We start from the raw sequence: 26,691 nt of genomic DNA on the forward strand, positions 1-26,691 counted from the left end.
TTTAGCCACTCCATCAAGATGGCCAAGGTCAGCTTTCCAACTCGTTCTTTAATACTCTAAAGACTGAAGATGCTTGCTTATTCAGCATCAACTAATAACTTCGGATTCTTTTAATACCTCAGCCGTTCGTTTTCTGTGTTTCTTTTTAAAGCCGAAACTGAAGCTCCCTCTGGAAAACAAGCGGTAGACAGCCGGTATCAACACCAGCGTAATGAAGGTGGCGAACAGCAGTCCGGATATGATGGCAGTTGCCATGGGAGCCTGGTAGTTGCCGGATGTCCCGGATGCCAACGCGAGTGGAAGCATTCCCCCGATTGTTGTCAACGTTGTCATGAAAATGGGTCGGATGCGGTTTTTGCCTGCTTCAATCAATGCCTCCTCAACAGAATATCCTTCATTCCGGAGCTGTTTCGTTCTGTCGATAAGTAAAATCGCATTATTAAGGACAATCCCGATCAGCATGACAACTCCCATGCCCGACATGACACTTAGTTCCCGTTGAGTAAGGAATAGTCCCAGGGTGACACCGGCAAATGTCATCGGAATGACGGACATCACGATGATTGGGTGTGCCAGATGATTGAATTGAACAGCCATAACGAGATAAACAAGGAATAGAGCGATTCCCAGAATGAACAGCATTTCCTTCATCAATTCCTGCTGCTGTTCCAAGTCTCCCGCCACAGACAACGAGTAACCAGATGGAGTTTCAAAGTCAGAAATGAGTTCCTGGACGTCCCTGTTGACTGCTCCCAAGTCTTTCCCTTCTATATCAGCAGAAACAGATAGATATCTTTTTCCATCCGCATGGTTGATTTCATTTGGGGTATTGATGTCTTTCAATTCAATGAAGGCAGCTAATTTTTTCTCCCCTTGTGATGTCGATATCTTCGTCTCCAACAAGGCGCGGCCGGTATCCATTTTGTCATTCCACTTAACAGACAAAGGAATGCTATCCCCGTCAACAGCCATTTCCCCGACAGGCATAGCAATGAATGCCTGACTGATAAATTGTTTTATAACGGAATCGTTCAAGCCGGCTTTTTTGATTGCATCTTGTTTAAGAACAATTTCCTGTTCGAGGGAGGTGCGTTCCATTGAACTGGCCACACCGACAATTCCGTCAATTTCATTCAGTTCTTTGATGAAGTCATCTGATACAGCTTTCAGTTCATCGAAGCTTTCCCCTTTAATGTTCACTCTTACAGGATAGCCTCCGCCGCCTGCCATTGCACTCTGCACACTTTCAACTGGATGTTTTTCTTCCAGTGCCCGAAGTTTCTTGAAAATCTCTGTATTGATATCTTTCTGTTTTCTTGTGATTTTATCTTCTTTGGTCATATTAATGATGGTATACAGCGTACCGCCATTATCCATCATATAGCTGGTCTCCACATCCTTGATGGAGGAAAGTTCTTTTGATGCTTCAGCAATCAGCTTTTCTTTATCCTCGGCACTTATCCCGGTTTCCAGGTTTACCATGAGTTCCGAATATCGATTGAATACATCCGGCATGATGGTCATTGGAATTTTGGTCACAAGAAACAGGGAACTGACAAACATGAGGAAGAATATTGAGATGACAGCAAAACTGTGGCGTTTTTTCTTTACTGTCCAGGAAACAAGCCCGCTGTAGGCAGTCATGATAGGGCCGTTTTTCTTCTCTTTCTTCCTCTTTCCGGCTTTTAAAAAGTTCTCGGAAAGTGCAGGGATCAAGGTGAATGAAACAAGGACTGAGCTGATAAGAGTGAAGGCAACAACAGCAGACAGTATGATCATGAACTGCCCCATTTCCCCTCCAAGAAGCCCGATCGGCAAAAATACAACAATGGTAGTCAGCATGGAAGAGATGACGGCTGAAGCGACTTCTTTCGTCCCTTGGATGACCGCTTCCAATCTTTGGAGCCCTTGTTCTTTTTTCTTATAAATGGACTCCAATATAACGATGGAGGAGTCGACCATCATACCGATTCCCAGTCCGAGCCCGATCAGTGTCAGCATGTTAAAGCTGTAATCGAACAGCCACATGGCTGTAAAGGTCAATAGCACAGAAGTTGGAATGGATACCCCGATGATCAAAGTCGCCCTGATGTTTCGAAGGAATATCAGCAGGATGGCAAACGCAATGGCAGCCCCAATCAGGATATTGCTCGTCACACCATCAATGGAGTCCTGTACGTAATCGGCCTGTGCCACCATTTCGTTCAGCTCAAAACCCAAAACCAGGTTATCATCCCGGATCTTTTCTATTTCCGTCCTTACGGCATCTGCCATTTCAATCTGGGTTACATCCGATACCCGGCCGACCTCTACAAAAATCAAATCTTTATTTCCATCTTTCCAGACAAAGGAAGAATTTTGTGATGGCTGTAAAGATACGTCCGCAATTTCCTTTAAATCAATGTACCCTGATGCGGTTGGAACTTGAATCGTCTCTACATCTTCAATAGATTCAAGTTTGCTATTCCAGCGAAGGGTAGGAGAGTCAGTATCCGCACTCAATTCACCGAGAGTTGCTTCACCGCCGGCTTCGCTTATAACCCCGGCTATTTGGTTGATATCCAAGCCGCGCTTGGTCACTTCATCGCGTTTAAACTCAATGATCACTTCATCTTCAGTCATTCCTGATAATTTGACATCTCTGACTTCAGAAAGTTCCTCGAGGCGGGGTTCCAGAATATCTTTAGCAAAAGCGGTCATCCTTTCCATATCGCCGCCGGAAATATCCATGAAGAATTCGTAACTTTGGCTTCCTCCGTACTGGCCTGAAACAATATCCCCGGCTCCGGTCAGCTCTGCAGAGGATGAGTTTACAACGGACTCGACCTCTTTATAAACTTCTTCACCTTTTCCTCTTGTAAAGGATAACTGAAAAGAAGTACTGCCAATAGTGGTTGTTGACTGAATTTCCTCGACGCCTTCCAACCCTTGCAATTTTTGTTCTAAAGGTGCGGTGATGGTGCGCTCGACTTCTGCTGCTGCCATTTCACCGGCCTGGACTTCCACATATGCCCCATCCATTTGCATTGGAGGCATCAACTCCTTATCAAGCTCCATGACTGCGTAGCTCCCCAGAAGCACAATAAGAACAGAGACTAACCCCACCAGAATTTTTTTCTGGACAATGAACCTGATCAAACTCATAAAACCTCTCCTTTTGGTCTGAAACTTTCTAAAAGCCCGATATCTTGAGAACGATTCCCCGAACCAGTAGTATAGACTTTCTATCGAGCAGGAAAATCCTTCCTGTAACAGTGTAACCTTTTCTATAAATTTACAAATCAAGCCACAGACATAAAATGACTAAGACCTGAGCCGTAGACGTGTGTCAGCTGCCGGAAGATTGTCTGAGGAAGAATGGGGTAATAAAACAACAGGAATACAATTTTGCTAAAAGTCAGGTGGACAAATGATGGAAACGCTGTTTAACCAGATATCAGAGATTAATCTCTTGGGGTTTATTGGATTTCTTGCATTAATTCTGATTGGTAATCTTATTTTAAAAAGGGCGGCAGTTTACATAGAAAGTAAAAGACCCGGATTGAATAGACAATTTACTGCAACGGTCCGGACTGTAGTGAATTTACTCAGCTTCTATGGAGCTCTGCTGCTTTTCCTCTTATATTTCTGGGGGGAAGAATGGCTGACGTATACGTTATACTCCCAAGGGGGAGTAGACGTATCGATTTTTCTTATACTCGTTGCTTTCATGATTGTTTCATTGGCGCACAGGCTGGTGAATATCATTACACAATATGTATTGAAGCCGGCATATGACTATTACGAGATTGACACGGGTATGGGCTATACCTTTAACAGAATCATTTATTACTCAGTCATGATTTTGGCTTTGGTGATCAGTTTGACAACTGTAGGTCTGGACCTATCGGCAATCGCTGCTGTACTTGGTGTCCTTGGCATCGGAATTGGATTCGGGATGCGCAATATCGCTGGTAACTTCATTTCAGGTGTCATCATCCTGTTCGAGAGGCCGATTGAGGTAGGCGAGGTCATTCAAATCAATGGGAAAAATGGCAGGGTTGAAAAGATCCGGTTGCGGTCGACCATTGTCAGGACAGCTAAAGAAGGAACATTGATCGTCCCAAATCAATATTTCATCGAGCAAATCATCCGGAATCGATCAGATGTGGCCATGAGTGCAGAAGTAACGATCAGGGTGAAGTATGGACTGAATACAAAGGATGTCGAGGGACTGTTAAGGCAAGCTGTTGAGGTGGTCAGGGAGGAAGCTGAAGGAATCCTGGAAAACCCTCCGCCTGATATCCGGTTAGTTGACTTCAAATACCGGGCGATGGAATTCCTGGTAGTGATTCCTGTCACCAACTTTCAAATAAAGGAGCAAGTGGAAAGTGACCTGCGCCATGCCATCGCTGAGATTTTTATGGAAAGTGGGGTGGAAATGGCTCCGGTTCTAGGCGGGGCAGGGGGAGAGGAGTGGGGCTGAGCCAGGCTCAACAGGGTATACCTTAGCCTGGCTCAATAAAAACTTCCCACTAAAGCTAAATTCCCCTCAAAGCCGAGTCCATACTATCATACCCTGTTGTGTCCACCGTGTCCGGATCATCCGATTCAATCGTCCATTGATTTGAGGAGGGCTCCAAACCTCCATCATGATCTTTTTTATAAGGAAGATGGAGCATATAGGCTTTGCCATCTTTTCTGACCGTATACCCAAGGTAATATTCATCCTTTTGTCCTTCTTCTTCAAAGATGCCGATGTCTTCTAGGTTGTATTCTTCCATCAAGGAAGGAAAAGCGGTCTGAAGTTCGTTTATTAATTGTTCTCTGGATAAAAACGCCATGAAATCTGCCTCCTTTCTTCAGTTGTTTGTTCTTAATATGGATGGATTCGGATTAAATAATCATCGGCGAAGTTGGTAAGTCATGCTAACCTCTCCATTTTAAAAACCAGGGTTCTTTCCGAAACCAATAATCAGGGGGGAAATCAGTCTTTTTAAATGAGCAAAAAGAAACAGGTTTTATTGAGGGGACAAAGGTAAAAGGATCCGGATAGAAGGAGGAAGCACGAGGACAGCCGGGAATATTACATGAACATAGAAAAATTGTTGTAAAATTGCAATCTTTCCTTCATGGAAGTTTGTTAAAATAAAGATATTGGAGAAGTATATACAGGGTTGAAAGTAATATACTCAGCGGAGGATTGTCATGAAAACAGAAGAACAATACATACAAAAGTCATTTTATAAAACATTCATGAACGAGAATGATAACAACAATCATCCTATTGCCATTCTGGGTGAAGCTTACCTGGCAGAGCAGCAAAAGGACGTCTACGATTTGTCCTTTATCCGGTTTGCCCAAGGAGAAGTATATTTTCACCATAAAGATTATGAAGCAGCGATTTTTAAGTGGGAAAATATCAATAATGAGTTATCAGGCTGGGCGCAAAAGAATACGGCGGACGCTTTCTTCGCGCTGGATCAGTTGTCGACTGCTGAAGAGGTTTATAAATCGGTCCAGACGGAATGTCCTTCACTAAAAGCAGAGATTGCGCTGCAGTTATTCTTACTCTATTTGAAACTAGGGGACATAAGTAACGCAGATGCAGTAATCAAGAATGCCATTTCAATGAATCCTGATTATCCTGACCTGACGTCCATTGCCCAACGTTTCTTTGAGGAAAACAAGGATTGGCACAGTGCAGTGGAGCTGGCAGTCAATGAAGCCATCAGAACGGAAGAGCTCCATTGGTTTGAAACCTTAAAGGAATATATCAATGCTGGAGTGACAAGGGATATTACGCCTGGTTACTTTATGGAAGGTCTTTTTACACTTTCAACCATTGATAAGATTTTATTTGAGCAGACGGTTGTCTCTCTCTGGAACAATTACAAGGAAAGCGATATGTATGAGGAATGGATTGAGAAGGCCGATCTGTTGATCCTTGATATCGAGGTGAAGAAGGAGGAAAGGTGGCAGGAACTGCCGCCGCTGTATAAAGAGACCTATGAGATGCTCATGAACAGCAGCCGCTTTGTAAAAGAACTTAAACCGCTTATGCCTAATCTGCTGATGTCCTGGATTAAAATCACAGACGCACATCATGCTGTCCATTCAGCATCAGCCTTGCTTTCCTGGGATGAGATCTTCCCTAAGAGCATTGATGGCTGGGCAACGAGGATGGCCAGGGAACTGATCGGCAAAGCAGGCACGAAAGCTAATGGGTTCCAAAAGACATTAAACCTTTTAAATGAAATCATCGAATGGACGAAACATCATGACGTGAATATTGACAGCAGACATCAGTGGATTTTACAGGAGTTAAGAAATACAAAGGTTCATCGTTTGTTGATTTCAGGTTCATCTGAAGAGCAGATTTTCTCTTTGATTGATGGTGCAGCAGGAGGCAATATTCTGACTGAACTGCCGTCCACTCCTGTGCTTATTATAAATGACGACCCGGTGGAGTATAGAAGAATCTCAGAAAAAGGAATGGAACCGCTTGAAGCCATAGAGGAGTTCCAGGAGGAGTCCATGCTTCTCCGCCAGCCGGGAACAGTGTGGCTTCAGCAAGGACAGCCATCTGCATTTTTGCAGGAAAACGGCCTGGCCTTTATGCTGGCTTCCAATGTGACGGGGGAATATGTATTAAACATGGCAGACAGCATTCTGTATGTCATCGATGGTGAACAGAGGCTGACGGAGAGTATCTTTAAAGGGCTTGTAAAGGTTAAGGAGAAGACACCGGACCTTAAGATAAATGTCCTGCTGTCTGTGAAACAAGGGAAAGTCCAAGAGAAAACTGTAGCCGAAACAAAATCCCTGTTAGGCAAATATTTCCCTGACGCAAATGTTTTTCAGGCGTATTCACAAGATGATCTATCGGCCATTGCCCGTTCTCACTTTAGATCTCCTTCAGAAACTGAACGGACGGCGAAGCTATTATTTTTCGTCAAAGATATTCTGAAAGATCTTCTGCGCCAACGAGTGGACAGGGAGAATAATCTTATCGACTCCATCCAGTGGAATAAGGACATGGAGAAGAAACTGAATGGTGCTTATTTGCAGCTTCAGGATCTTGAGGCCGAGAAAGCGGAAGCGATAAAGGCTGCCTTTACAGAAAAAGCAGGTGAAGTTCATAGCAGTATACTCGAAGATGTTCCGAATCTTTTAAGAGAATGTGCTGACTTTGTAAAAGAGGACAGTGATTTCCGTACGCTTCATCTCTCATTGAATGATGAAATGAACAGGCGGATTGAAGCCTATCTTAATGAAAAAGCAATGCCTAAACTTCAGCAGAATCTGGATGAGTGGATCGCTTTTTCAAGAGCCGAGCTGGATAACGGCCAGCAATACCTTGATGAAATGCGGGACAGCTTCAATGCCATGTACCGGGAGGACCGGCTTGAACTGGAATGTGATTTCAAGGTGTTGAATGACTGGCGCCGGGATGCTGACAGAATGACGAGCAAGGTCCTCAAAGACGATGTCAATATCCTGCTCCGCCGCAATCCTTCACAGGTTCTGTTAAAAAGTGTCGGGAAGATATTTGGTTCAATCGGCCAGAACAAGCAGCTTCTTTTGAATCAGTATACGAGATTCATTGAAAGTGAAGGGTATGAAGATACTGCCCAGGCAGTGATGAAAAGGTTCATGGGACAATTCCAGCTGTTCCAGCAGTCCATTGAAAGGGATGTGAGTATCTTCTTCCGCGGTCCCCTGGCTGAATTGGAACACACATCTGAAGAAACCAAGAACCTGATTGCTGATAACGAATTTGAATTGAGCACACTGAAAGCAAATCCTGAATTGGTCAAGGATCCGTTGACCATTTTTACCGCCAGGCAGCGCCAGCTCGAATTGATGTACAAAACGAACAAACAAACCGAGTTTGCAGACGTAAATGCATAATCGAAAAAACATGGCCACTAGCAGGTCATGTTTTTTCAGTTTGCCACCGTGGTGAAGGCCGGGATAACTGGTACCGGCAGCCGGTGCATGGGACAGAAATATAGAACAGGCGTTGAAATAGGCACTCCAGAAGGATTTAATCCCCTTTTATCAGCGAGCCAAGTTTTTTCATCTCTTTGTCTGCCTTCAATTGGACGGGAAAGGAATCTTCCTGTCGGGAAAAGTCTTGTTTGGAGTCTGTCGTGACACCCATCTGGGTTCCTGTATTGTCATTGACGATGGTTTCATTTTTGCCGTCAAAATGAGGAGTGGTCTGTGAGTGCTGATTTTGGTTATCGTTAGGCATGATGTCATCTCCTTATTCCTTATGATTCGAATTTTAGAGATAAGATATTCTTTATTTTTAATTTGGTATAATGAAGTTAAGTGGATGGAAGTGTAAAAGGCGGTTTCCGATTAAGAGGAAACGGAGTGGCTTTAGCGAATATATAGAGTGATCACTTACAGAGGAGGGGAAGGAAAATGGAATTTAAAAATTATGAAGAGTTCTGGCCGTTTTATTTGTCCCAGCACAGCAAATCTTCAACGAGGGCTTGGCATTTTGCCGGGACAAGCTTTGTGTTTGTATTTGTCCTTTTAACTGCATTTACGCAGAATTTCTGGCTGCTTTTACTAGCACCGGTGACAGCCTATGCCTTCGCCTGGATCAGTCACTTCTTCATTGAAGGCAACAAACCTGCAACCTTTGGACATCCTGTCTGGTCATTACGAGCCGATTTCCGCATGTATCGCTTGATATTGTTTGGCCAGCTTCAAAAAGAACTAGATAAGAATTCGGAGCTGATGACAAGTGCAAAGTAACTTGATCACAATAAAAGGGCATGATGTACAGGGAGTTGATCTGGATCTCGAGACCAGATGCAGGCACTACCATAAAGAAATTGACATTATAGCGATTAAATTCAGATGCTGCAATACTTATTACCCGTGTCACTTCTGCCATCAGGAGACAGCTGGCCACCTTCCTGAGGTATGGGGGAAAGAGGAGAGGAATGAAAAAGCTGTCCTTTGCGGGTCCTGTGGACATGAACTGACGATAGCTGAATATATGGATTGTAAGTCAAATTGCCCTGAATGCGATGCCAAGTTCAATCCAGGCTGCGCACTCCATTATGATCTATATTTTGAAATTTAGATTGAAGCGGATCAAAGCGTCAGTCTTTTTCATTTTTCCAACAATGTCTGCCGGTCCAGTATGTTCTTCTTTCCTTGACTGGGAGGTATGTTAAAATAAATCGATGAGCCGAGCTTTTAAAATATGATTGGAGAGGTGTTTTCATGTATTTGACTGTAAAAGAAATTGCAGACTATCTCTCACTTCCCGAAATGTATATTGAGTCTTTGATTATAGAAAAAAAGATAAAGGCCATTCATGACGGTGAACAATATCTGGTCAACAAGGAAAACTTTCAGAACTATCATGAGCAGATTGAAGCTTACCGTAAGCTTTTTGAGCAGTGGCAGAATGAGCCGATTCCTGAAGATCCTGATGTGAAAGATGAAGACTAGAGCAAAGCGGGATGCGGCTGCTGGGAACACTGGAAAGCATAGCTTCAAGAACCATCCGTCCTCGTCCCGGATTTATACTCGCTAGTAGAAAAAGTGCGAAAATACCATTCAAATATGATAAAATACTGTCGTATGTTATGATTTCATTAGTGAATTTTAGACTACATAAAACATGTGCAAAAGGAGAGTCATGATGGAAAAAGTATTGATATTTGGTCATAAGAATCCTGATACAGATACAATTTGTTCTGCGTTGGTTTATGCTGACCTGAAAAACCAATTAGGCATGAATGCCGAGCCTGTCCGCCTGGGAGAAGTCAACGGGGAGATACAATATGCGCTTGACCACTTTAAAGTGGATGCACCGCGACTGGTTGAAAAGGTTGCCGGGGAAGCAAAGGAAGTAATCTTAGTCGATCACAATGAGCGCCAGCAAAGTGCCGTCGATATCGATGAAGTGAAGGTCCTTGAAGTTATCGACCATCATAGAATTGCAAACTTTGAAACAAGCGATCCTTTGTACTATCGTGCAGAGCCGGTAGGGTGCACAGCCACCATTCTGAACAAAATCTATAAAGAAAAAGGATTGAATATCAGTAAGGAAATGGCGGGATTAATGCTGTCTGCGATCATTTCTGATTCCCTGCTGTTCAAATCTCCAACTTGCACAGATGAAGACATCCAAGCAGCAGCCGAGCTTGCCAAAATTGCTGGAGTGGACGCCGATGAGTATGGTCTTGAGATGCTTAAAGCCGGAGCGAGCCTTGGTGACAAAACAGCGGCCGACCTGATTTCCCTGGACGCAAAAGAATTCCAAATGGGAAGCTATAAAGTTGAAGTGGCACAAGTAAATGCCGTTGATACAGATGAAGTCCTTCAGCGCCAAAGCGAATTGGAAGAAGCTATTAGCAAAACAGTGTCTGAAAAAGGACTGGATTTGTTCCTGTTTGTGACAACGGATATCCTGAACAGCGATTCAGTTGCGTTAGCAATGGGCAGCAAAACCGAGGCTGTCGAGAAAGCTTACAATGTTACTCTGAATAACAATACAGCGGTATTGAAAGGCGTTGTTTCACGTAAGAAACAAGTTGTACCTGTATTGACAGAAACGTTAAAGGACATGTAATTGGAAGAAGCCAGCAGCCTGAGGCTGCTGGCTTTTTATGTGGCAGGAACTATATGCAGGAAGGGAAGGGCATCAAAAGGAGAAAGAGAAAATGATGTACCTGTTCAGCTTCCATCCTCACTGAACGAAAAAACGAACTTTTACTCCTCAAAGTTCGTTTCGGACTGTAGAAAACCCTGACTTCAACCATTTGGTTATCGTCAGGGTTTTTATTTAGTTCTAAAAGCCTGTAGACATTATGCTGGACTTCGTCTACAAGCTGAACGACTTTTGCTCACCGTTTATTATTTTTGCTTTGTTCCACATGTAGAGGAAGCAGGATCCGGACGGCTGTTCCTCTCTCAAGCTGACTCTCATAATCAATCTTCCCATGCATTTCGCGTATGATTTTGTTGGTGACCATACTGCCCAGACCGGTCCCTTTTGTTTTGGTTGTATAAAAAGGAAGGCCGATTTTATCTAATTGATCCAGTGTCATCCCCACTCCATCATCGAATATAAGAATTTCCACAGAATTTGCTGTCTTTCCTTGTGCAATTTCGATTCCGACAGTTCCTCGTTTATCTTCAGTGGACTCTATACCGTTTTTGATGATATTCATGATCGCCTGCTTTAAGTGATGTTCATCACCCTGTATATAATAGTCTTTGTCTGCTTGAAAAGTGATTGATGTATTGGAATATGCCGCATACGGTTTGAGCAAGTCAGCAGATGATTGGATTACATCTGTCAGGTTGATTGCGGCCAGCTGGAACCTTTCCGGCTTGGCAATATTCAAATAGTCGGTGATGATTTTGTTTGTCCGATCCAGTTCCTCAAGAATAAGAGGAGAAAATCGTTTAAACTGATCATCTTTTGTGTCTTCACTCAGATGCTGAATGAACCCTCTGACCGTTGAAAGGGGATTCCTGATTTCATGGGCAATGGAGGCAGCCATTTGCCCAACCATGTTCAGCTTATCGAGGTAGACCATTTCTTCGATTTGTTTATTTGTTCTTCTCAGTCTCTCAATAATAAGCACGAGGGAGAGGACCGTAAGATAGAAGACACTGAAATAGATAATATAGAATGTCAGGTTCAGCATGCTCACATAATTATAGATGATGGTGATGTAAATAGCCGAATAGACGGTCAGTAATAAAACACTGGTAAGCAGTTTATGCTGTGACCTCAAAAAGAACCGCTGAAACACGATGCCAATAATGAATGCAATGGCAGAAACAGCAATTCCTATACTAACGAAGGGGCCGCCTATCACGAACCGGGTAATGGATACAACGAGCAGGACAATGCTGCCTGAAAGAGCCCCTCCATATAGGGTCACTATCATGATGGCTATCATCCGCAAATCAAAGTGAGTTTCCCCTAAGGTTTCAATAGGATAAAACATACAAAACAGGGCCCCTAGAGAGCCGATCATTCCATATGCTATTTTTTGCTTCACCTGTAATTTATGCAGAGGCTGAAATGGAAAAAAGATATTTGCATTGAATGTAAAAGAGAACAAGATGGTTATGTTCACCAATAAGGTTTTAATTAAAATTATCAAGGAGCAACCTCCATATATCGAATTGCTTAATAGGACTTCATAGTTATGGTACCCGCCTCTTAGAATACCAAGCATTTTCCATTTGGACAATCTTTATTGAATTTTCATCCGGAAAAAATAAAGGATGCCCGGACTCTGCTGCAGTCCGGGCATCTTGTTATTTCAAATTTTCTATATCATCCCGCACATGGGGTTTATGCTTATCAAGCACGCCGATTTTTTCTATGTGTGCTTTTGTCTCTGCGTCGCCAAGATTGTATATCATTGCGTAGATTCTTTGCATCGACCTGTCATAGCTGGCATCCTGCGGATCATCATGATACTGCTTGAAGGGAATGTGAGAGCGGAAAAAGGTAGCCACATCGTCATCATAGTTGTCATCGAAACATTTCTGAAGCTCCGTTCTTTCCTCCGGGGTTGCCAGGATATGCAGCCCAGCACTTTCTTCAAAAGAAGGCTCTTCCAATATATCCCCGCTTCTCATATCTACATAATACGACAATTTATCTTCCATCTTTTTTGCCTCCTGTAAATAAGTGTTTATGTATAAATACCTCTTTTGGTAAGAGGTTAAACGAACTGACCAACATCTATGGACATAAAAAAACGAGAGTGCGTTTTAAGGAAGCGGAATCTGGGGGAGTTGCTTACGGATACTTCTACAAAAAATCCTTGAGCTGAAAAATATCCTTGGGTCCCTTAAAAGGATTCGTTTCCATTTCTCCAGCAGAAGTTATGGAGAGAAAAGGTAGAAACTGAGATTGCCGAAAATAAGATAATGACAGTGCCGACCATGAGAATTAAAATATTGCTGCTTGCAGCATCATTAGTATGGACCTTAATGGGATACAGCGGAACAGCGGGTGATGAACCCGAAAAAGAAGTGAAAGCAGAAACTCCCGATCCGGCAAAGCTCCTGCCCATTGGTACTGTTGTGAAGTTTTCTGAAATGGATATGATCTACAGCTGCAACCAGGCGCAGGTCAGCACGAATAAAGCTTATGAGTATATTGGAGTGCCGTACCCGGAAGGTAACATTTCTCCTGACTACAATGTTTTCTGTCACCGGATTATGATTGAAGAGGGATTACATACTGGATACGTGACGGAAGAAGACAACAAGATCCGAGAGAAGGCAGATCAGGGAGGCAATACATACTGAGGATAAGCGGAGGTGCCTCTGCTGGCTTTCACTATTTCAACGATAAGAAAAGCAGTCCGGATTCTTCTGCTTGTATTTGCCATCATGGCGTCATCAGCGGAACACTGCCAATGGCGTTTATCACTTCAGCCATTCCTTCTGGTGCAACCATGCCTGATCAATTTCCTGCATTTCTGATCGCCGCAATCGTAAACGATATAATCGCCGTCATCCTCCTCAGCTGTGTTTTTCAAACCCAGTAAATACGACTATAAAACACAATTGAAAATAAAGAGCAGAAGCCTTGTTGCGCTCCTGCTCATTTCTTTATGGCTCTTTTCGTAAACTTTTTTGCTATCTGATATTCATTCCGAAAGATAATGGAGTAATGAACCAGAAAAAAACCTGTTTAACAAGAGAGAAAAGTGCTTCTCTCTTCGTTCAGTGCGAAAAACGTAGTATGCAGGGGAAAAATCCGGCTTTTGGGATCTTTCCGAAAGCAACAATATATGCGAAAACAGCCTTCTTTATTTAACGCTCATAAATTTTAAGGTTCGCATAAATTATTTGCAGTGTTGGTGCTTGGATATGGTACGTTTCTGCTTTATTGAGCAAGAACCCATATAAATGGTCTGCTTCAATTGCCAGTTCTTTCTCCATATCCCTCTGGAGTGAGGACTTCATCTGAAAACCCATGCTGTTCAACTTCTCCAGTTGCTTCATTTCGATATCATCTGCAATCGGCGCACCTGATTTTCGCATGATAACGGCCGTTTCCCTCAATGTTTCGGTGATGGCTGCTAAACCAATTTCATTCTCCCTGATCGGACCAATCGGCGAACGGAAGAGAGAGGTCACACCGGAAAGGGTTGTGATGAATAAATACTTATGCCACATTTCTTGAACAATATTTTCCGCGAGGGTGAAGTTCGCTTTTGTTCGAGTGAAGGCCTTCTCCAGCTTTAAGATTCGTTCGGTTTTCTCACCTGTCCGTTCTCCAAAAACCAAGTCATGAATTGGACTTGCTTGTTTCACCTGTCCTTCTGAATCTAAAGTAGATTCCACGAAACACAGACCGCCGATCACATTATGATCACCGAATTTGTCAACAAGCCTATCCACATGGGACATTCCGTTCAATAAAGGAAGAATCATCGTTTCCTCGCCTACGTATGGCTCGATGCTCTCGAGTACACTTCCTAAATGGTAGGCTTTAACGGAGACAATGATCACATCATACGGAGCAGGGTTCTCTCCAGACACAATCGTTTTTGGTTTCAACACAAAATCTCCATGAACACTCTGCACGGCAAGCCCTGTTTTTTCAAGTTGGTTCCTGCGTCCTTCACGGACAAGGAACGTTACATCTTCGCCTTTCTCCGCAAGACGTCCGCCAAAATAACCGCCTACCGCACCGGCCCCTACTACTAATATCTTCATTTATTTTGTCCTCCTTTTGTTGGGAATCTTATTCTGGTGCCTGGTACAAAAAGGCTGCATTTACCAGGCGTTAAAGGCGTGATCCGGGCCAGGCTCAATAAGGATGATCTGAGCTTGCCCTCAATTTCTAACCCGCACCATCAATCAGCCAAAAACCCGGAAGAAACAACTTCCGGGTTTTTGATGGTCAAATCAATATAATGGAAAGCAGGGAAACAGATGCTGCTGACATCATGACTATTTTCAAAGAATAGGGGAGAGTGTCACGTCCGTCCTCGTTGATCCGTTCTACTTCCTCATTAACCGTTTCCCGATAGACTGGGCTGCAGCAGCCCATTAGGCTGCCGGCTTCCAGTTAGAGATATCCTCTTCAAGAGGGATGTTGTTTGCCCTTGCCTTCTTAGCTGCAACGAAGAAGGTTACAACAAGAATGACAGAAATGATTGCGGCTCCGATATAAGAAGTGTTTAAAGCCAGCCCGAATCCGATTGGAGCATTCAGGATATATGTTGTTGTAGCCATTAACATGAACATACCAGGGATCAAGGAAATCCAGTAGTTCTTTTTCGCGATATAGAGATACATCGCACCGACGAACAAGGCGATGACCGCAGTCGATTGGTTTGCCCAAGAGAAGTAGCGCCATAGAAGCGTGAAATCGATTCGTGTCAGAGCAAAAGAGATAGCGAATAGCGGCAATGCGATCCAAAGCCTGCTTGCAACTTTCTTTTGAGAGAAGTTGAAGTAGTCTGCGATAATCATACGCGCACTTCTGAATGCTGTATCACCTGATGTGATAGGTAGGATGATAACACCAAGGATGGCAAGTGTTCCTCCGACAGCCCCAAGCATAAGAGTGGAAGCTTCGCTGACAACTCCAGCAGGACCGCCGTTAGCCAGCATGTCGTTCAAACCTGTGTAGCCATCGAACAAACTCATTGCAGCGGCTGCCCAGATCATTGCGATGACACCTTCAGCAATCATCATTCCGTAGAAAATCTTGCGTCCGTTTTTCTCGTTTTCAGTTGTACGAGAGATGATCGGAGTTTGTGTAGCATGAAAACCGGATAGGGCACCGCAAGAGATTGTCAAGAATAACAATGGGAAAATAGGTGCGTTGTCAGGGTGGAAATTCGTTAATGATAATTCAGGAATTGATGCGCCGGTAACGAGCAGCATCACACCGACACCAACTGCACTGATTAATAGCAGCGCTCCGAAGATTGGATAGAAACGTCCGATGATTTTGTCAATAGGAAGCAATGTAGCCAGGATGTAATAAATGAAGATGGCTCCAAGGATCAGTCCCATGGAAACTCCACCGTCCATCAGGTTGTAAAGCAGATCAGCCGGAGAAGTAACGAATACAGTACCAACCAATAATAAAAGCAGTATAGCAAAAGCATTAACAACGTGTTTCATCACTTTTCCAAGAAACTTACCTGCAAGCTCAGGAAGGTGGGCACCGCGGTTGCGGATGGAAATCATACCAGTCAGGTAATCGTGGACAGCACCTGCAAAGATACATCCTACAACGATCCATATGAATGCAACAGGACCGTAAAGGGCTCCCATAATCGGGCCGAAAATCGGGCCGACACCAGCAATGTTCAAGAGCTGAATCAAAGAGTTCTTGGGAGTCTTCATAGGAAGATAATCAACATTATCCTGGCGGGTGTAAGCAGGTGTTGTTCGACCTTCGTTCACACCGAAAACTTTCTCGATAAATTTGCCGTACGTGAAATAACCAATGATTAATAAAGCGATGGCAGCTAAAAATGTATACATGTAAAATCCTCCTTAAGAGTATTATGAATGCGTTTACATAGATTATAAGATTAATTGTGGCAGAAGGGTGAAAATATAGAATAAGATGTAATAATAGAGGATTAAGATGTAATCAGGAGGCACTAACATGCATTGTCATGTAAATCTTTACATAGATAAAGGAACGTCTATGGGAGCGTTCCTTAAAGTATTACAACTCCAACTTCTGCCGGAGTGCCTTTACATAATTTCTGCTGACAGAAAGTTTTTCGCTGTGCCCCTGGATTTCAAGTTGATAGGCGCCATTGAACCAAGGGGTCAATCTTGTGATGTAATCCAGGTTGACGATGTAGCTTTTATGGATCCGGAAAAACGAATAGGAACCAAGTCGGCTTTCGAGGTCCTTTAAAGGTGTTTTGACTTCATACCGGCTTGCTCTCGTGATGATTTTCGAGACTTTTTCTTCCCGTGATATATAAAGGATATCGTTGGGATCCAGATAAAGAATCTCTCCTTCCCCTTCCACTGCAAGCTTTCCAGGCTGTTTTACGCTATCGGAGTCTGCCGCATTAGAGGGGATCAGCAGTTTTCCAATTCTCGCAACCGTTTGGGCCAACTGTTCTTCATCATACGGTTTTAGCAGATAATCCACAGCTTCATACCGGAATGCCTCTGCGGCAAACTGTGGATATGCAGTGGCAAAAACAATCAGCGGAGGCTTTTTTAAGGCAAGAAGGGATTTTGCTGCTTCCATCCCGTTCATCTTAGGCATTTCCACATCCAGAAATACAACCGCGGGATTATGCTGTATGGATTGCAGAATGGCACTTTCTCCCGAATCGGCTTCCCCGATGACCTGGATGGAGGAGTGCTCACCTAACAAATGCTTCAGTTCATCCCGGCTGTAGCGTTCATCATCCACAACCAATGCTTTTATTGTTTTTTCCACTGTGATACCTCCATTTCAGGGATAGAGAAAGAAATTTCTGTTCCTTCCCCATATTCGCTTGTAATTTTTAATGCCGCTTGCTCACCGTACATCATCGTCAGTCTGCGATTGATATTATATAAGGCAAGCCCGGTTCCTGTTTCCGATTCAAGACTGTTTTCTCCAAGCTGGGCAAGCCGTTCTGCGGGGATACCTTCCCCATTGTCCTCTACAGAGATTGCCACACCTGATTCTTGTTTGGCGACAGTGATCTTTACCACACAGTTTTCATTCTTATCTTTAATCCCATGCTTGATGGCATTTTCCACGATCGGCTGAAGAGTGAGAGGCGGAATCATTTGAGATAGGGATCCATCATCAATGTCGTACTCGACTTTCAGTTTATCCACAAAGCGAGCCTCTTCAATGGCTAAATAAGCCTTCACATGCTTCAGCTCTTGTTCCAGCGAAGTGATTTCAGCAGTTGTCCCCGTTAAATTTTGTCTTAAAAAATTGGAGAGGGAAATCAGCAGTTTGCGCGCCTGGGCAGGATCGATCCTGATCAGGGACCCGATCACATTCATCGAATTGAATAGAAAGTGAGGACTGATTTGAGCCTGTAAAGCTTTGATTTCTGCTTCTTTCGCATATTGCAGGGCTTTATCGGCCTCGGCGATTTCCAGTTGATTGCTCAGCAGGACGCTCAAGCCGGAGATTAATTCCAAGATGATATTAGTAATCTCTTTTTCTGAAGAAAAATAAAATTTCAGTGTGCCGATTGTCTCGCCTCGCTGTTTTAACGGAGCGATGACGGCTGCACCAAGAGGGCAATCCTTATTGACACAGTGAATGGTTTCATCATTCGCCACAACCAGCTTCCCCAACCTGATTACATCTTTTGTAATATGAGTCTGAAGCGGGCTGCCGGCACGGTGGTGGTCATCGGCCTGTCCTGTATGTGCTAGAATGCTGGTCTTGTTTGTCATGGCAACGGCTGCCGGCTTGATTTCTTTAAAAAGGATCTCGCAGACTGCCTTGGCAGATTCGGTATTCATCCCCTTGCGAAGATACGCCAGTGTTTGATCGGCAATCCTGAGTGTCTTCTGAGCTTGGAGGGCCCCCGCCTTTTCTTCTTCATTCACAACATTTTTGATGATTAATAGAAATAATGCGCAGCCAATCCCATTTGCCAGGATCATCGGAACACCGATCATCTCGACAAGGGTGAGAGCTTTCTCAAAAGGCTTCGCAACCAGGAGAATGATCATCATTTGAATGGTTTCAGCCAGGGCTCCGATCAGGAAAGCTACCGGGAGCTTGACATGCTTATTCCGCTGATGAAAGATACCGGAAATGATACCGGCAGCAATTGCCGCAATACCGCATGCGATATCAGTAAATCCCCCGAGTGTGAAACGATGTATTCCAGCGATGAGACCCGCCCCGATTCCAACCCTGTATCCACCGAGGAGACCTGCGAGTACAACTCCGATGACTCTCGAGTTAGCAATGGCCTCATCTGCGGTCAAATTCATTGCCCACCGATCAAAGTTAAGGGTATCGGTGTTGAAAGAGAGACCTGAATAAGTACCAATGATCCCGAAGAAACCAAAAAACAGGATTGCAATCATTTCCTGCCGTCCTCGTAATTTATCCTGGTAAATCATGCTTTGGAAGAAACGGAACCTCGTTAAGATAAACGCAATAGTGACGATGATTCCCAGCCTTTCCAGCATGGTGAAGAGAAGGTCGAACATGATGAAGGCTCCTTTGTCCCGGGTAAAGAAAGCCGGGGATTTTTTATCATATCATTATACCAAAAAGCGGATCATCCGTTTAACGTCCTGCGAAAAAAAGGTGCCTGGTACAGATAGGCTCTTTTGTACCAGGCACCTTTTTTTGTATTAATGATAAAGGAGAGGGATATCGTTCGTTTTTTCATTTTTCAAGGAAATATGCAGGTCGAGATCTTTATTAATGGATGCAAAAAAGACCTGGGCGGTATCATGAATGCCTTTTTCTTGGAGCTGCTGTTTCAGCCAATTTTCACTCACGTTATTTTGATGAAGGACATGCTGATAGATTGTCCCCTCCATAATGACCGGTAAGGAAATGCCTGATGATGGCCGGATAATCCCCAGATCGCCTGCTGTGACACTTTGTTTCCGCATCCTTTTGCAGACACTGAGGGCTCCGCTTGATTCAATAATGGCTGTTTCAACGTCGTTAATATCAAAAACATCTTTTTCTCTGAGCATTTGCAGGATATTATCAACCGAATAATGAATGTGGTTTAAGTTTTTGCGTAATAATTTTCCATTCTGGATGACGACCGTTGGTTCAAAGGTCAATAACCTGCCGATTTTCCTGTTGGCAATTTTCAGCTTTGAGACGAGTTTCTGCAGGATGCCGATGGCAATGATGGCGACTCCTGTTTGGAGATGCTGCACCTTGGGATCTGCAATATCTGCTCCCACCACCGAGCCGAGCGTCAGGATAATGAGGAAATCAAAGATAGGAAGTTCGCCAATCGCCCTTTTTCCCATATAGATTGTGATAAATAAAAGCAGAGGCAAAATGGTGATGATTCTGCCGAGAACAAGCAGGGTTTCGTTAATAGTTTCCATCAACAGTTGAACCTCCCGTATACAGTTAATCCAGATACTGATAATTTTTCCAAGTGAGGTGAGATTATACGGAAGGCGGCCCTCATTTTTAGTGAAGAGTTCTAAACCTCTTCATACACGTTACCTGTTATCCTGCTATTACTTTAGCTTGTCTTACTAGTTCATCATAGATTTCTTCAAACGGTCTCTTTATCCTTTTGGCTGACTGAAGTCTATCCTTAGCCAACCATTCTTCTCCGATGGCAACACCAATGGGGCAATCCTTTCTCCATGGAGCAAGGATCCGCTCGGTATCATGCCCTCTTCTCAGGACAAAATCGGTTTTTAAGACCAATTGAACGATTTCCATCTCAGTTATGGGCCCGCTGACTTCAATATTTTTCCCGGAAATATAATCATTGCCTATTACAAGATTGGTGGCACCTGCAAGTCCGTCACCTGCAGCAAAGTAAATGCTTTTAATGCCTGACATCACAATGGCGCCAAAGCATAATGCGCAGGGTTCCATTGTAGAGTAGATGCTGTATTTCTTTCTTTGCTTGTTGGTTTCAAGGTTGTCGATTTTTAAAATGGCATTGATTTCTGCATGAGCGATTTTATTGTTACAAACCTGTCCCTCTTCATAAGTCTTTTCATAAACCTTATTTCTGCCAGTTGAGATGACTTCTCCATTTTCGTCGGTAATGGCTGCGCCGATTGGAAATGAGCCGCTGCAATACGCAGCCCACGCTTCCTCAAAACACTTTTTCCATGGATCAGGCAAACTTGCCCACATATAATCACTCTCCAAACTTGGTTATGTATTCCTTGATTATATAGAAATTTTCAGCTGGTGACAGGTACGGCCCGAGATTTGTCGAAACATCTCTCTTCTAAACATCCCAATCAGCAGCCTGCATATTTCTCTCATTTTTAGTCATCCTAACTTTATAAAATGCACAGGAGGAAATATGATGGATCAAAATCTGGCTTATTTGCGTGAAGTCCTTTCCAACTACACAGAAGATAACGGAACAATGAGAGAGATATATCAAAAAATTGAACACGGGAACTTTCCATCGGAAGGTGCGTTTGTAAGGGCACTAAGCGAGGAAGAAATCCGATCTCTCGAAAATATCCTTGATAATGAAATCAATCATGCCAACGAGGCAGGAGATTTGGAACGGGGTTATCAATTGAACGAAGTTTACGAGTTGCTATACTAAGTGGCGAAAGAGGCGGAGAGCCTCTTTTTTTTCGACAAATTCCGGGAAGTGACTGTCACTTAACCCAATATGTTACAATTAGGTTAAAAAAATGAAGGTGATGTTATGGGAGTTCAAGGAGAGACTGTATTATCGATTAGGGGGCTTCAGAAAAGTTACGGTGCAAACCATGTCCTCAAAGGCATTGATTTAGAGGTCCAGAAAGGGCAGATCATTGGATATATTGGTCCGAATGGCGCCGGAAAAAGCACGACGGTTAAGATTTTGCTGGGGCTGGAAAGTGCAGGAAGCGGTGAGATTGAGATTTTTGGAGAAACGATTTCTGATAGTGACATAGAGTATAAGAAGAAGATAGGCTATGTCCCTGAGATTGCCGAGATTTATGATAACCTGACTGCGAGCGAATATATGACGTTCATCGGTGAGCTTTATGGAATGCCTGCTCAGGAGGCTGGTGACAAAGCATATAAATTAATGAACATATTCGGAATGAAAGATGTTTTTCATTCTAAAATTTCTTCTTACTCAAAAGGAATGAAACAGAAGGTCTTGATTATCTCCAGCCTTCTGCATGATCCGGAGCTGTTGTTCTTTGATGAGCCGATCAATGGACTGGATGCCAACAGTGTGATGATCTTTAAAGAGATCCTCGCAAAGCTGGCGGCAGAGGGGAAGACGATATTTTATTCTTCCCATATCATGGATGTAGTCGAAAAGATCAGCAGCAGAATCATCCTGCTTCATAATGGACGGATTGTCGCAGATGGGACCTTTGATGAATTGAAAGGCCAGAATATGGAAGGTACACTGGAGCAGATCTTCAATGAGTTGACCGGTTTCAATGAACATGGCCAGATAGCTGAGCGGTTTGTGGAAATTGTCAAAGGCGGTGTGTAAGAATGAAAGAATTCCAAACACTGCGGTTCCTGGACTTTTTTCAATGGGTTTTCACGAAGCAGGGAATTGAGTACAAGATCCTGCGAAAAATATTGCAAGTGAAGTTGACGATGGATGGAAGACGGGTTCCGACCATTTTCAATCAGTCCAATAAAAAGCAGAAGGAAGATAGTAACCGTTTTATCAAATCATTATGGATATATGCGTTATATGGGCTGTTTCTTGTGCCTATCATGCTGATGGGAAACAATTATCTTTTTCAGATGAGCCTTACATTCGGAGTGCTGATGTTCATCATCATGACATCGATGATTTCCGACTTTTCATCCGTTTTACTGGATGTGAGGGACCGGAATATACTCCACACTAAACCTCTGGATAAGAGGACGATCAGCCTGGCGAAAACCTTACATATATGTATTTACCTATTCTTTTTGACCGCAGCCATTGCAGCGGTTCCGCTTGCCGTAAGTATCTTTTCGCATGGACCGTTATTTGCACTGCTGTTCTTGGGTGAAATTGTCTTGATGGATTTTCTGATAGTGGTCATGACAGCTATTTTATATTTTGCGATTTTGCGATTTTTTGATGGAGAGAAACTGAAGGATATCATTAATTATGTACAGATCGGCCTTTCCATCGGGCTCGCGGTTGGATACCAATTCGTGGCCAGGTCATTCGAGTTGGTCGATTTAGATATGGTATTCTCTCCCGCATGGTGGCAGTTCCTGATACCACCGGTCTGGTTTGCAGCACCCTTTCAATTTTTCCTGGAAGGAACAGGCGGTCCATATATTATCGCGTTTACCGTACTGGCGTTCACAGTACCGGTTATCGCGCTGATCATCTATTCCAGGATCATGCCGGCGTTCGAACAGAACCTCCAGAAGTTGTCCAGCCACAGTGGTAAGAACAAGAAGACAAAGCAGAAATATTTCAATTGGGAAGCCGGGCTTGTTTGCAAGGATAATGAAGAGCGTGCTTTTTACAGGTTCGCCCGTTCGATGATGAAGACGGAAAGGGATTTTAAGCTGAAAGTTTATCCTTCACTTGGTTTTTCTCTGATTTTTCCTTTCATTTTCATATTCAACCAGCTGCAATTTGGCACATTCGAGGGGATAAGGGACAGCAAATGGTACTTATCTCTGTATTTCTCGGTACTGATGATTCCTAACATCTTGATGATGCTGAAATATTCCGGCAAATACAAGGGAGCCTGGATTTATAGAACGGCTCCGGTCCGGCAGTTGAGAAATCTTTATACCGGTACAATCAAAGCCTTTATAGTAAGACTGTTCTTTCCTATATATACACTGCTTAGTATCATTTTTATCTTCCTGTTCGGCATGCGGATCATTGAGGACATCATCATTATTTTTCTGAGTGGCATTCTTTATACGATTATCGGTTTTATTTTGATAAAAGGAACGCTGCCTTTTTCACAATCATTTGAGGCTGCCCAGGAGAGTGACGGATGGAAGGTCGTCCCGTTCTTTCTTTTGATTGGTTTATTTTTAGGAATTCACTTCCTGTTTACCCTCTTCAGCTTTGGCACTTATATGTATTTAGTGCTGCTGTTGGCTGCTGTAGTTGGTTTGTGGAAATACTCTTTCAAAACTTCATGGCAGGATTTAAAGTGAAAAAGAGACCTTCTGTCAGGCTTCTTTAGTCAGAAGGTCTTTTTTTATGTTCCATTTTCAAGACAATCGTGCTATTATTTAGTAATTCGAAATATTATGATGATGAAGAAATAATCTTCCAGTGCGATGATTGTTTTTATTTTTGTCTAAAATGGCCAGGTGTCCTTGGCCATTACAGGGGGTGTTAAAAGGTGAAAGAAACACTATGGACCAAGTCATTCGTTATGCTGATGGTTGGTAACTTGTTTGTGTTTATGTCCTTTCAAATGTTGATACCTACCTTGCCTCCATATATTAAATCCCTGGGAGCTTCAGGACTGGAGATAGGGCTGGTTACAACTTTGTTTTCCATAGGGGCTGTACTAAGCAGGCCATTCATCGGCTTTATGCTGGAATATAAAGCGAGGAAGCCTCTGGTATTGATTGGAGCGCTGCTGCTTCTTTTGATTACATTCATCTACCCTCTTTCACAGATTGTTGTGATATTCCTGTTATTCCGTTTTGTACACGGTCTTGCCTGGGGATGGTCAACAACTGTCAATGGAACGGCAGCTGTCGATGTGGTTCCCAATTCAAGGCTTGGTGAAGGGATGGGTTACTATGGATTATCCATTACAATCGGGATGATCATTGCCCCGAGTCTGGGGATTTTCCTATTCCAGGTCACTTCCTTTTCAAATTTGATTTATATCTCTGCTGCGCTTGGGATCATCGCCCTTGTCTTGCTTAGTGTTGTGCACTATCAAACTCCGCAGTCTGTAAAAGATACGAAGAAAGAGGAATTGAAATTTTCTTATTTCAGCTCACTTATCGAGAAATCGAGCATTTATCCCGCAATCATTACCGTTATCGCCACTTTCGGCTATGGTTCGATTGTGACGTTCATTGTTATTTTTGGAGAAGAACGCGGAATAGATCAAATATTCCTTTTTTATTTGTTCAATGCCATCATGGCGTCCCTTTCACGTCCTGTGGCTGGAAAGTGGTTTGATGAAAAAGGGCCGATTGGCCTTGTGTTATTCTGTACAGCTGTGACATTTACCGGTATGTGGGTGTTATCATTTGCACATTCCAACGCATTTATCATTATTGCAGGTATCCTGTTCGGAATAGGCTTCGGTTCTTTGATACCAACGCTTCAGTCGTGGGTGCTTTCCAAAACTGCCGCAAACCGCAGAGGAGTTGCAAATGGGATGTTCTTCTCTTCTATCGATCTAGGCATCGGTTTAAGCGGACTGGTCTTTGGTGTATTGGCACAGTTTGTGGAAACTGGGACACTATTTCAGATTTCAAGTGCATTCCTTTTGATTGCGATGGTCTTGACTATCAAAGAAGCAAGAGGAAAGAAACTGCAGCAGCAAGCGCAGGCCACACCTTCTGCATAATGAAAAAACGGGCAGTCTTCAGTGCTTTAACGCGCTATAGGGGACTGTCCCTTTTTGCGCTTTAAAGGGATAAAGAATACTATATACTTGATGTTTTGCTGTGTAAAAGAGTAAGGTGTTGGGTAGGTTATTTTTAAAAAAATGTAGAGTAAAAATGGGTTATATAGTAGAGAAGCGGACGGAGGATAACGGATGGATTTTGAACGAAATCTGGAAAAGTATGCAGAACTTGCTGTAAAAGCAGGTGTCAATATTCAAAAAGGGCAGTTTTTGTGGATATCTGCCGCGACGGGGACAGAGCATTTTGTCAGGAAGGTTGTAAAACAAGCTTATAGGGCAGGTGCAGGTGATGTACATGTCCAATGGTATGATGAAGAAGTCAAGAGGACTCATTATGAGCTTGCTCCTGACTCTGCTTTTGAGCAATTCCCGGCGTGGCTGGCGAAAGCATTTGATACGGTTGCTGAAAAAGATGGAGCCTTTTTACAAATTGAGGCAGATGACCCTGATTTGTTAAAAGGTATTCCGCCTGAGAGATTGCTGGCTTTTGAAAAAGCAAAGGGCAATGCGCTTGACAGCTTTTATGAGGCAATCGAAACAGACCGCATCAGCTGGTCCATCATCGCCATCCCTTCCCAAAAGTGGGCGGATAAGGTATTTCCAGAGCTCGCGGAAGCTGAACGGGTATCTGCTTTGTGGAATGCCATTTTCGAAGCAGTGAGGATAAATGAAGAAAACCCCGTGGCCGAATGGAGGAAACATATTGATACTCTGCAGGCAAAAGCATCGCAATTAACTCAAAAGAAATTCTGGAAGCTGCATTATACGGCTCCGGGGACAGACTTAACCATTGAATTGCCGGAGAAGCATTTATGGCTGACGGGCAGCTCGACAAATAAAGATGGAACGACGTTCATTGCTAATATGCCGACGGAAGAAGTGTATACGGTCCCTCTAAAAAAAGGAGTGAATGGATTTGTCACCAGCACAAAGCCATTGGCCTATCAGGGAAATGTCATCGAAAACTTTAAGTTAACGTTTGAAGACGGAAAAATCATTAAAGCCGAGGCGGAGACCGGACAGGATTTATTAGACCAAATCCTGGAGACGGATGGAGGGGCATGCTATTTAGGAGAAGCAGCCCTAGTACCGCATAAATCTCCTATTTCTGAAACGGGTATTCTGTTCTTCAACACATTGTTCGATGAAAATGCATCTAACCATTTAGCCATAGGTTCCTCTTATCCTACTTGTTATGAGGGAGGCCAGACACTCTCAGAGGAAGAGAGAAAATCAGCAGGACTTAATGACAGCATCGTCCATGAAGATTTTATGATAGGTTCAGACAAAATGAATATTGACGGCATTTATAAAGATGGGTCAAAAGAAGCGATCTTCAGGGATGGGAATTGGGCGTTTTAGTAGTGAAAGCAGGGGAAGTGACGCTTCCTTTGCTTTTTTTGTATTCCTTAAACTTTTAAAGTGCATAAAAATGGACGTTTAAACAAGGCAGCGAAGGGAATG

General features: G+C 43.4%; 25 protein-coding genes. 13 read left to right on the forward strand and 12 right to left on the reverse strand.

The genetic code is table 11. The features are described from left to right. Positions 1–87: 87 nt before the first annotated feature. Entirely contained in the window at positions 88–3,144 is a 3,057-nt protein-coding gene (locus tag AC4E8A_RS04225; RefSeq protein WP_490197038.1) for an efflux RND transporter permease subunit, read from the reverse strand. Between the two features lie 265 nt (positions 3,145–3,409). On the opposite strand from AC4E8A_RS04225, the gene AC4E8A_RS04230 reads away from it, so the two are divergent. Beyond that, positions 3,410–4,465: a mechanosensitive ion channel family protein gene (locus tag AC4E8A_RS04230; RefSeq protein ID WP_490197039.1), complete on the forward strand. Its 1,056-nt coding sequence runs from the start codon at positions 3,410–3,412 to the stop codon at positions 4,463–4,465. A gap of 55 nt (positions 4,466–4,520) precedes the next feature. On the opposite strand, the gene AC4E8A_RS04235 is transcribed toward AC4E8A_RS04230, so the two are convergent. Then, the gene (locus tag AC4E8A_RS04235; protein ID WP_490197040.1) at positions 4,521–4,823 is read right to left on the reverse strand and encodes a DUF5634 family protein; all 303 of its coding nucleotides are present in this window, start codon (positions 4,821–4,823) and stop codon (positions 4,521–4,523) included. Positions 4,824–5,187: 364 nt separating this feature from the next. On the opposite strand from AC4E8A_RS04235, the gene AC4E8A_RS04240 reads away from it, so the two are divergent. Continuing rightward, complete coding sequence (locus AC4E8A_RS04240) at positions 5,188–7,893, forward strand: tetratricopeptide repeat protein (protein WP_490197041.1); 2,706 nt, start codon at positions 5,188–5,190, stop codon at positions 7,891–7,893. Between the two features lie 136 nt (positions 7,894–8,029). Here the strand turns inward: AC4E8A_RS04240 and AC4E8A_RS04245 are convergent, their stop codons facing one another. Beyond that, complete coding sequence (locus tag AC4E8A_RS04245) at positions 8,030–8,239, reverse strand: hypothetical protein (protein WP_490197042.1); 210 nt, start codon at positions 8,237–8,239, stop codon at positions 8,030–8,032. A 176-nt stretch (positions 8,240–8,415) separates the two neighbouring features. Here AC4E8A_RS04245 and AC4E8A_RS04250 point away from each other — a divergent pair, with 176 nt between their 5' ends. From AC4E8A_RS04250 to AC4E8A_RS04265, 4 genes are all read left to right on the forward strand, one after another. Next, entirely contained in the window at positions 8,416–8,754 is a 339-nt protein-coding gene (locus AC4E8A_RS04250) for an Mpo1-like protein (protein WP_490197044.1), read from the forward strand. 10 nt (positions 8,755–8,764) lie between these two features. Further along, positions 8,765–9,088, forward strand: coding sequence for a CHY zinc finger protein (locus AC4E8A_RS04255; protein WP_490198767.1), 324 nt, complete (start codon positions 8,765–8,767; stop codon positions 9,086–9,088). 143 nt (positions 9,089–9,231) lie between these two features. Beyond that, positions 9,232–9,462: an excisionase family DNA-binding protein gene (locus AC4E8A_RS04260; RefSeq protein ID WP_490197045.1), complete on the forward strand. Its 231-nt coding sequence runs from the start codon at positions 9,232–9,234 to the stop codon at positions 9,460–9,462. 193 nt (positions 9,463–9,655) lie between these two features. Then, the gene (locus tag AC4E8A_RS04265) at positions 9,656–10,588 is read left to right on the forward strand and encodes a manganese-dependent inorganic pyrophosphatase (protein WP_490198768.1); all 933 of its coding nucleotides are present in this window, start codon (positions 9,656–9,658) and stop codon (positions 10,586–10,588) included. A 274-nt stretch (positions 10,589–10,862) separates the two neighbouring features. Here AC4E8A_RS04265 and AC4E8A_RS04270 read toward each other — a convergent pair whose 3' ends face one another. Further along, a complete protein-coding gene (locus tag AC4E8A_RS04270; protein ID WP_490197046.1) occupies positions 10,863–12,137 on the reverse strand; it encodes an ATP-binding protein in 1,275 nt (424 codons plus the stop codon). Positions 12,138–12,294: 157 nt separating this feature from the next. Further along, complete coding sequence (locus AC4E8A_RS04275; RefSeq protein WP_490197047.1) at positions 12,295–12,651, reverse strand: hydrolase; 357 nt, start codon at positions 12,649–12,651, stop codon at positions 12,295–12,297. A gap of 279 nt (positions 12,652–12,930) precedes the next feature. On the opposite strand from AC4E8A_RS04275, the gene AC4E8A_RS04280 reads away from it, so the two are divergent. Both AC4E8A_RS04280 and AC4E8A_RS04285 read left to right on the forward strand, forming a co-directional pair. Further along, positions 12,931–13,299 (forward strand): DUF4176 domain-containing protein, encoded by a 369-nt coding sequence (locus AC4E8A_RS04280; protein WP_490197048.1) that lies wholly within the window; start codon positions 12,931–12,933, stop codon positions 13,297–13,299. Positions 13,300–13,409: 110 nt separating this feature from the next. Beyond that, positions 13,410–13,541 carry a hypothetical protein gene (locus AC4E8A_RS04285; protein ID WP_490197049.1) on the forward strand — a complete coding sequence of 44 codons (132 nt, stop codon included), beginning with the start codon at positions 13,410–13,412 and terminating at the stop codon, positions 13,539–13,541. A gap of 268 nt (positions 13,542–13,809) precedes the next feature. Here AC4E8A_RS04285 and AC4E8A_RS04290 read toward each other — a convergent pair whose 3' ends face one another. The 7 genes from AC4E8A_RS04290 to AC4E8A_RS04320 form a co-directional block, all read right to left on the reverse strand. Continuing rightward, positions 13,810–14,718, reverse strand: coding sequence for a ketopantoate reductase family protein (locus AC4E8A_RS04290; RefSeq protein WP_490197051.1), 909 nt, complete (start codon positions 14,716–14,718; stop codon positions 13,810–13,812). 187 nt (positions 14,719–14,905) lie between these two features. Next, the gene (locus tag AC4E8A_RS04295) at positions 14,906–15,055 is read right to left on the reverse strand and encodes a hypothetical protein (RefSeq protein WP_490197052.1); all 150 of its coding nucleotides are present in this window, start codon (positions 15,053–15,055) and stop codon (positions 14,906–14,908) included. Next, the gene (locus AC4E8A_RS04300; protein ID WP_490197054.1) at positions 15,055–16,506 is read right to left on the reverse strand and encodes a carbon starvation CstA family protein; all 1,452 of its coding nucleotides are present in this window, start codon (positions 16,504–16,506) and stop codon (positions 15,055–15,057) included. Before AC4E8A_RS04300 ends, AC4E8A_RS04295 begins: the two co-directional genes overlap by 1 nt. Before the next feature lie 190 nt (positions 16,507–16,696). After that, entirely contained in the window at positions 16,697–17,434 is a 738-nt protein-coding gene (locus tag AC4E8A_RS04305; protein ID WP_490197056.1) for a LytR/AlgR family response regulator transcription factor, read from the reverse strand. Further along, on the reverse strand, positions 17,419–19,170 hold the full coding sequence (locus tag AC4E8A_RS04310; RefSeq protein WP_490197057.1) for a LytS/YhcK type 5TM receptor domain-containing protein: 1,752 nt from the start codon (positions 19,168–19,170) through the stop codon (positions 17,419–17,421). The genes AC4E8A_RS04305 and AC4E8A_RS04310 overlap by 16 nt, the downstream gene beginning before the upstream one ends. Positions 19,171–19,317: 147 nt before the next feature. Further along, entirely contained in the window at positions 19,318–20,043 is a 726-nt protein-coding gene (locus AC4E8A_RS04315; RefSeq protein WP_490197059.1) for a DUF421 domain-containing protein, read from the reverse strand. 124 nt (positions 20,044–20,167) lie between these two features. Next, on the reverse strand, positions 20,168–20,815 hold the full coding sequence (locus tag AC4E8A_RS04320; RefSeq protein ID WP_490197061.1) for a nucleoside deaminase: 648 nt from the start codon (positions 20,813–20,815) through the stop codon (positions 20,168–20,170). A gap of 178 nt (positions 20,816–20,993) precedes the next feature. Here AC4E8A_RS04320 and AC4E8A_RS04325 point away from each other — a divergent pair, with 178 nt between their 5' ends. The 5 genes from AC4E8A_RS04325 to AC4E8A_RS04345 all read left to right on the forward strand — a co-directional run bounded on the left by AC4E8A_RS04325 (position 20,994) and on the right by AC4E8A_RS04345 (position 26,589). Beyond that, positions 20,994–21,245: a sigma-G-dependent sporulation-specific acid-soluble spore protein CsgA gene (locus tag AC4E8A_RS04325; RefSeq protein WP_490198769.1), complete on the forward strand. Its 252-nt coding sequence runs from the start codon at positions 20,994–20,996 to the stop codon at positions 21,243–21,245. Positions 21,246–21,350: 105 nt separating this feature from the next. After that, positions 21,351–22,142: an ABC transporter ATP-binding protein gene (locus AC4E8A_RS04330; RefSeq protein WP_490197063.1), complete on the forward strand. Its 792-nt coding sequence runs from the start codon at positions 21,351–21,353 to the stop codon at positions 22,140–22,142. A 2-nt stretch (positions 22,143–22,144) separates the two neighbouring features. Then, positions 22,145–23,782: a hypothetical protein gene (locus tag AC4E8A_RS04335; RefSeq protein ID WP_490197065.1), complete on the forward strand. Its 1,638-nt coding sequence runs from the start codon at positions 22,145–22,147 to the stop codon at positions 23,780–23,782. Positions 23,783–23,973: 191 nt separating this feature from the next. Continuing rightward, positions 23,974–25,167, forward strand: a complete 1,194-nt coding sequence (locus AC4E8A_RS04340; protein ID WP_490197066.1) for an MFS transporter — start codon at positions 23,974–23,976, stop codon at positions 25,165–25,167. A gap of 192 nt (positions 25,168–25,359) precedes the next feature. Beyond that, positions 25,360–26,589 (forward strand): aminopeptidase, encoded by a 1,230-nt coding sequence (locus tag AC4E8A_RS04345; RefSeq protein WP_490197068.1) that lies wholly within the window; start codon positions 25,360–25,362, stop codon positions 26,587–26,589. The last annotated feature ends 102 nt before the right edge of the window (positions 26,590–26,691 follow it).

It is taken from the genome of Bacillus sp. SRL337 (assembly GCF_984799155.1).